Below are 7,023 nucleotides of genomic sequence, written 5' to 3' on the forward strand. Positions count from 1 at the left end.
CAACGGCGACGGCAACGCCAGGCATTCCGCAGAAAGTTTCTTCTGAATCGGCGGTGGCAGGCATCTGCGGCAACGGTTCCATGTTGCACAACATGATGGCGGCGTATCTGGCCAACGACATTTCTGCGGAAATCTGGATCCTGCCGTTATCGGATGGCACCACTGGAACAGCAGCGGCAGCCGGTAAATTACAGGTGGTGACAGCGGCGGCTGCGACCGGCGTTTTGTCGCTCTACATTGCCGGTATGCGCGTTCAGCTCACGGTCGTCAGTACCGATGATAAGATTGCCGTGGCCGCGGCGATTGCAGCGGCGATCAACGGTCAGAGCAAGCTGCCGGTTACTGCTGTCGTGGATACAACAGCCACTGATACGGTGAACCTGACGGCGAAAAATAAAGGTGCGCACGGTAACAGCATCGATATTCGCCTCAATTATCAGGGCGCTGCCGGCGGTGAGGAAACCCCGCAGGGCATGGAGTTGAAGGTAACGGCAATGGCCGGCGGTGCCGGTGCGCCATCTCTGACTGATCCGTTGGGTAATCTGCAAGATCGTGCGTTTGACTTCATCGTCAACCCCTACACGGACACCACGTCGCTGGATGCCGTGAAAGAGTTCCTGTCAGACGCTACCGGCCGTTGGTCTTACGCACAGCAGCTCTATGGTCATTCATTCGGCGCGCTGGCGGGCACGTATGGTTCCTTGTCCGCCGCCGGCGAAGCACGCAATAACCAGCATGAGACGCTGCTGGGGATCAATGGTTCACCGACGCCTGCTTATCTTTGGGCGGCAGCGTTGACCGGGGCGATTGCACCGAGCCTGCGCAACGATCCAGGCCGTCCAACGCAGACGTTGACAATCAGTGGTGTACTGGCTCCGCCGCTGGAATCCCGCTTCATGCTGACCGAGCGCAATAATCTGCTGTATAGCGGTATCTCAACGTTTACGGTCGCTGATGATGGTTCTGTGCAGGTTGAAAAGACCATCACCACCTACCAGAAGAACAAGTTCGGCGATGCAGATGACAGCTACCTGAACATTGAAACGCTCTATCTGCTGATGTTCGTGACCCGCTTCCTGCGCACGCAAATCACTTCAAAGTTCGGCCGCATGAAGCTGGCAAACGACGGCACCCGTTTTGCACCAGGCTCCGCGATTGTGACGCCCAACGTGATCCGCGCGGAGCTGATCGCGCAGTATCGCACGCTGGAATATAACGGCTATGTGCAGGATGCCGCGGCATTTGCTGAGACGTTGCTGGTGGAGCGTAACAGCAGCAATACCAAGCGGATCGATGTGCTTTGGACGGGCACGCTGATCGACCAACTGGAAATTTTCGCACTACTCAATCAATGGCGACGCGCGCAGACCGCGGCCTAAGGGGGATTCATGGGAGATACAACTAACCGCCTGGCCGGGACCGCGTACGTTACCATCGATGGTGTAACGGTCATGGTTGCCGGCCAGTTCAAATACAGCCCCGGTAAAGTGGAGCGCTCCACGTTGACCGGGATGGATACGGTGCACGGTTACAAAGAAAAACCGCGGGCGCCGTTTATTTCCTACCAGGCGCGTGACAGCGGCGGAACATCGATCGCTAAAATCAATGATTCCACCAACGTCACGGTGGTCGTTGAGCTGGCCAACGGCAAAACAGTGATCGGCGAAAACATGTGGTCCGTTAATACGCAGGATGTTGATAGCGAAGAAGCGGTGTTTGATGTTCGCTGGGAAGGCGGATCGGTAACGGAGTATTGATATGGCAGTGCTTGATAAAAACAAAACGATCGTACTCAGCAAAGCGCTGGAGATGGCCAACATCCGCTACGAGAGCCTCGAACTGAAAGAGCCCGCACTGGCTGAGGTTGAGCAGTTCTATGAAACGCAGCGCAGCAAGAATGGCATGGCGGCCATGAAGCTGCTGCTGGCGTTAAATTCCGGCATAACTGAAAAAGTGTTGAGTGGCATGGCTTACACCGATTACAGGAAGTGTGAGGACTACTTGATGTCTTTTTTGACCTTCGATCCCTCGGCGGATGGCAGCAACTAGCTGCTGAGGTGACGAAGTATTACGGGTGGGGGCCGCAGGATGCGTGGTCCCTGACCCGTACCCGGTTGGATTTTTGGGCCGATCAGGCCCGTCGGATAGAAAAGCTTAAGGCGGGCAAGTAATGGCCAAGTCATTTGACTTTGAGCTGACGGCTAATGATGAGGCGTCAGCCGCAATTCTGCGGATTGAGGAAATTGTAAAGCACCTCAATCCGCTGTTGGACAGAACGCGCGATGCGTTGGCGTTGGGCGGCCAGGAATCCAGAGATAACCTTGACGATTTGGGCAGCCGTTTTGATGTGTTGGCTAAAAATGCCAGAAGCGGCGTCCAGTTCATCGGCGATTTGGTCCCGCCGCTCAAAATGGTCGGTGGATTAACCCTCGGGCTGGGTGGCGCTGCAGCGGTCGTCAACGTTGTTAAAAACAACCTGACCAATTTTGCCAACGCTGGCTACCGGATCGATACCGTTGCAAAAAACGTCAGCATGACGGCGGACGCGTTTCAGGAACTGACTGGCGCCATGATTGAAAACGGCAGCGCGCGTGAGGCTGCGGAAGGTTCGGTCAGTGAGTTGTTTGAAAAGGCGAATGATGCTGTACACGGCCGTAATGATGGCTTTCTCGCCTTGCTGAAACAACGAGGGATAGGGATCAGCGAAACCAAGGATGGCCTGGCTGATGTAGGCAAGCTGATTAACGATCTCAACCGCGCCATGCAATCACTCCCTGCTGGGCAGCAGGCGCTGTTTGCCAACAAATTGGGCCTTTCGCCCGATCTTCTCAGCTATCTGCGCAACACGACCAGTGAAGTGCAACGGCTCAAGGATCAGGCCCGCCGGGATGGCCTGATATTTACCGAGAAAGATCTGCAGAATGCCCTGGCGTTCAAGCAGCAGCTTAACCAGATAGGTGCTGCCTACGACGGCATGCTGATGAAAGGGCAGGCCTGGCTGGGCCAGTCGGAAACCTTGGCGGCTTCGGTAGACCAGATCAAGCAGGTCGTCACCAATGGTCTGGACAGTACGGCTATCGGTTCGATCCTGACGTTTAACAGCGGCGGGAAACAGGCCGATGTTTTGCGGCAGGCTCAAGGCGATGAGAAATTTAAAGACACGCTGTCATGGAAAGAGAAGCTGGATTTAAAACTGGGCTATGCGTCAGAAGATCTGATCAAGAAACTGAACGGCTATTATAAGCCCGTATGGCGCGCCGACCAGCTGAGAGCCGATACCGAGAAAATTTCAGGTTACCCGGCGTCGGCTGAAAATGGGACGATGTTGCCGTATGGCCAGCCGGGGAATAATGCACTCGGGCTGCGCAACAATAATCCGGGCAATCTGCGTTCAGCCCCGAATACGACTGGCCGAAACGGCGGCTTTGTCACGTTCGAAAATCCCAACGATGGGCTGGCGGCACTTTCTCGACAGCTGATGCTGTTCGGCGATCGCGGTAAAAACACGTTGAACAGCATCATCCCGACGTATGCGCCATCCAGTGAAAACAACACGCAGGCCTATATTGATGCCCTGGCTAAACAGACCGGTTTTAACCCCGCGGAACCGCTCGACCTGCATTCGCCGGCGGTGCTTGAAAAGCTTATCCCGGCCATCATCAAGCATGAAAATGGCGCCCAGCCATACAGCCGCGCTCAAATTTTCAGGGGGATCAGCGATTCGGTCTTTGATCCTCGCTGGTCTGGCTTACGTGACCAGAACAATCTTTACGGGCAGCGAGCATCTGGTTTGTTCGAACTCTCTGATCAGGGGCAGTCATTACCGCCGCCAACGCCAAAGGATTCGTCAACGCAAGCCTCGCTGTTTGCACCGAATGATCAGCGAGAGGAAACCATCGGTCAGATCTCGGATGCCATGTCTAAGGCAATCGACGAGAACAAATTTCAACTGGAAATTACACTGGTCAACCCCCAGACCGGCGAGCGCCGCAAGGTTCAAACTGAAGGCGGCGGCCGCGTGGCACTGTCAATGCAATCAATATCATAACCTACGTGATTGCAGGTTATGATTTTTAGGTTCTATCGCGGGCGTTCTTCATCTCCTTTTGATAGGCATTTTGGTGCTAACTCCCAAGCTGCATCCTTTGTGCTGATTTGGCAGAAGGTTTCACCGTTATTATTAACGAGGAATTTAGGGAAATAAGTTCCTTGTTCATCATGACTTATTTTTTCTACGACAATACATGATGAGCAGTTTTCTGAATTTGCTAATGCAATGAAGTTCCCATCTGTTATAAATTTCTCTTTTAATGGGTGAGAAGTGATTTTTGATTTTTGTATTGGCACGCTGAATGCGTGTATGGCGTCACTAGTGGTCCATGCTATTGTTGAAAAATAGACAACTCCATTCTCTTTGTCGTATGAGTTTAATCTCATGTTTTCTAATGTCTGTTTTGGTTCGAATTCTGTTGGGTTGTTAAATAGGAGCTTAACTTTATTCGGTTCGCCTTTTGAGTTTTCATAAACCCCATACAATACGCTATTCCCGTTTTGTTCATTGTATGTGGTCACGTAGAAGAATTCTTGATCATCTAGCTTTATAACTGAGGTGAGCTTTGCGCCATCAGATTCTGTAATCCAGCTTGTAACGTTTCTACCACTGAAACAGGCTTTCTCTGGCGTGTTTCTCGAGTTGGTTATAATTGGGAAGGTAAAGCCTTTATATCCCATATTGTAACTGTTTTCACAAGTACTTGAGTGCGCATATAACGGTATTAATGATAGAGAAATAATCATTTTACATATCGTATTCATCTGTCAGTTCCCTTTTTATCAGAGTCCATAGCATTTTATGGAGAAAACATGGCACTAATCAATGACGCATTATCTTCCTTGCTGGGAAGCGGTGATGGCTGGGACTGGTTTGAGCATATTCACCCGGCATCATTTCGCGGCGTTCCTTTTGCGGTAGTCAGTGCCGAAGGCGTATTTGGCCGGCGCCAGGCCGTGCATGAATATCCTTATCGCAACACCGCCTGGGTTGAAGACCTAGGGCGTGGTACGCGCAAATTAACGATCAGGGGGTTCATCGTCCATAACAGCCTGGCGTATGACGCACCTGACGTGATAACGCAGCGTGATTCGCTGGTGGCTGCGTGCGAGACGGAAGGGCCGGGTACATTGATACATCCGACGCTTGGGGAGCTTACCGTAAGTGTGCCGGATGGCGGTTTGCGGGTACTTGAGAGCGTGGATAACGGCCGTTCCTTCGAGTTTACCCTGACGGTCATTGAGTCCGGTCTAAAAGTGTTTGCGATCACCGGCAGCACTCAGGCGGCATCACTGGTTCAGGAAAACTGGTTACGAACCGGCCTGATGGCGGCCACAAAATTTATCGCCACTGTTAAAGGTGAGATCCGCAGTGTAACCCAGACCATCAAGACGTTGCGTAATACCGCTGCGTTTTGGGGGAACATGGTGAAAAGCACCGCCAATGAGGTCACTAATCTCAGCAATGTCCTGAAATCGACCTTCGGTAGTGCCCGATATGGGCGATACAACAAAGGCACCGTGGGGGGCGGCGTTTCGGGATCAACCGGTGCCGTAAATCGAACGGCAGATACCGACAATTACGCCGGATTGGTTAACCAAAAAATGGCGCAAGCGGTAACAGGACGCGCCGAATTGTTGTCGCTCACAGCCACATTTGAGGGCGTCGCCTCCGTTGATGCCTTCCCCGTTGATGCCCGGGCCATCATTGATGCGGTCATTTCGTTCAGCGGCAGTGTAGAAGAAAAAATCCGCATGCTGGAAACGTTGGCCTCGTATCGAAACACCACGTTTTACGCAACCTCTGGTGAAAATTCGGTAGCCAATGGCGCCACTATCCTGCTCTGCGTACTATCCGCCGGTGCACTGGCAGCGACCGCCGCCAATTATGAGCCATCAAGCTATGACGATGCCATTTTGATGCTTAATCGCGTCTGCGACACGCTGGATGAGGTGCTGTTGATGGCGGCGGATGCCGGCGACGACGACGATTATCTGAACCTGTTGCAAACCCGCGATGCGCTGGTCAACGCCTACAGCCAAAAAGGCGCCGTTCTCAGTTCACTGACCCAGGTTGTTATGCCCACATCGTTACCGGCGTTGGTGCTGGCCAACCGCATGTATCAGGACGGTGCTCGGGGAGATGAACTGGTTCAGTCTGTCGGGCCGCGCCATCCGGCATTCATGCCCACCAAATTTAAAGCGCTGAGAAAATGAAAGATGAACTGATTTTGACGGCCGGCGGTAAGCGAATTTCCGGCTGGGATTCTGTTCGCGTTACGCGAGGCATTGAGCGCTTGCCATCGGATTTCGACCTGTCGTTGATGGACTATTACCCCGGCAACGATGAAAAGCAGCTGGTGCTGCCCGGAGACAGCTGCACGGTGCATCTGGGGGATGATCTGGTCATGACCGGCTATGTCGATCGCTGGAATCCAGTGATTGGCAAAGAGCGCCATGAAGTTCGCGCTACGGGGCGGAGTAAATGCCAGGATCTGGTGGATTGTTCAGCTGAATGGCCTAACAACGTGATCAGCCAGGCAAATGCCCTGCAAATAGCGCAAAAGTTGGCTGCGCCATACGGCATCACTGTCAGCAGCGACGTGAATGACATGACGACGGTTCCCCAATTTACCCTGAACTGGGGAGAGTCGTCGCAAGAAGTGATCGACCGGATCACCCGTTGGGCTGCGCTGCTGTATTACGACAAGCCCGATGGCAGTCTTTTCCTTACCCGCGTCGGAACCGGCAAGGCGGCCAGCGGCGTGGCGCAAGGGGAAAATATCGAGACGGCATCTTTCATGTCATCGATGGACGAACGGTTTTCCGATTATGTCGGGGTATCAATGTCGATGACGCCGGCGATGGAGTTGTCCCCGGATAGCGGTTATTCCGCCGTTACCCTGGCGCGCGCTCAGGATCCGGAAGTCGCCAAAATGCGCTACCGCAATCGGATTGTCATCGTTGAGAGCA

7 protein-coding genes are annotated in these 7,023 nt (G+C 53.2%); 6 read left to right on the plus strand and 1 reads right to left on the minus strand.

Annotation, left to right across the window (positions count from 1 at the left end):
• The 4 genes from C9411_RS24930 to C9411_RS24945 all read left to right on the plus strand — a co-directional run.
• Nucleotides 1-1,379, plus strand: a 1,379-nt coding sequence (locus C9411_RS24930) for a phage tail sheath subtilisin-like domain-containing protein (protein WP_107228132.1), incomplete at its 5' end; no start/stop codon positions are given.
• A gap of 9 nt (nucleotides 1,380-1,388) precedes the next feature.
• Nucleotides 1,389-1,757, plus strand: coding sequence for a phage tail tube protein (locus C9411_RS24935; protein ID WP_060432162.1), 369 nt, complete (start codon nucleotides 1,389-1,391; stop codon nucleotides 1,755-1,757).
• 1 nt (nucleotide 1,758) lies between these two features.
• The gene (locus C9411_RS24940) at nucleotides 1,759-2,049 is read left to right on the plus strand and encodes a phage tail assembly protein (protein ID WP_107228133.1); all 291 of its coding nucleotides are present in this window, start codon (nucleotides 1,759-1,761) and stop codon (nucleotides 2,047-2,049) included.
• 121 nt (nucleotides 2,050-2,170) lie between these two features.
• Entirely contained in the window at nucleotides 2,171-4,048 is a 1,878-nt protein-coding gene (locus C9411_RS24945; RefSeq protein ID WP_107228134.1) for a hypothetical protein, read from the plus strand.
• Between the two features lie 32 nt (nucleotides 4,049-4,080).
• On the opposite strand, the gene C9411_RS25665 is transcribed toward C9411_RS24945, so the two are convergent.
• The gene (locus C9411_RS25665; RefSeq protein WP_146158898.1) at nucleotides 4,081-4,815 is read right to left on the minus strand and encodes a hypothetical protein; all 735 of its coding nucleotides are present in this window, start codon (nucleotides 4,813-4,815) and stop codon (nucleotides 4,081-4,083) included.
• Between the two features lie 48 nt (nucleotides 4,816-4,863).
• Here C9411_RS25665 and C9411_RS24950 point away from each other — a divergent pair, with 48 nt between their 5' ends.
• Both C9411_RS24950 and C9411_RS24955 read left to right on the plus strand, forming a co-directional pair.
• Nucleotides 4,864-6,267 (plus strand): DNA circularization protein, encoded by a 1,404-nt coding sequence (locus C9411_RS24950; protein ID WP_107228135.1) that lies wholly within the window; start codon nucleotides 4,864-4,866, stop codon nucleotides 6,265-6,267.
• On the plus strand, nucleotides 6,264-7,023 hold a 760-nt coding region (locus tag C9411_RS24955; protein ID WP_107228136.1), incomplete at its 3' end, for a phage baseplate assembly protein. The genes C9411_RS24950 and C9411_RS24955, both read left to right, overlap by 4 nt.

Origin of the sequence: Serratia sp. Nf2, from assembly GCF_003028435.1 — a bacterium.
In the GTDB taxonomy this organism is placed as follows: domain Bacteria; phylum Pseudomonadota; class Gammaproteobacteria; order Enterobacterales; family Enterobacteriaceae; genus Serratia; species Serratia marcescens_L.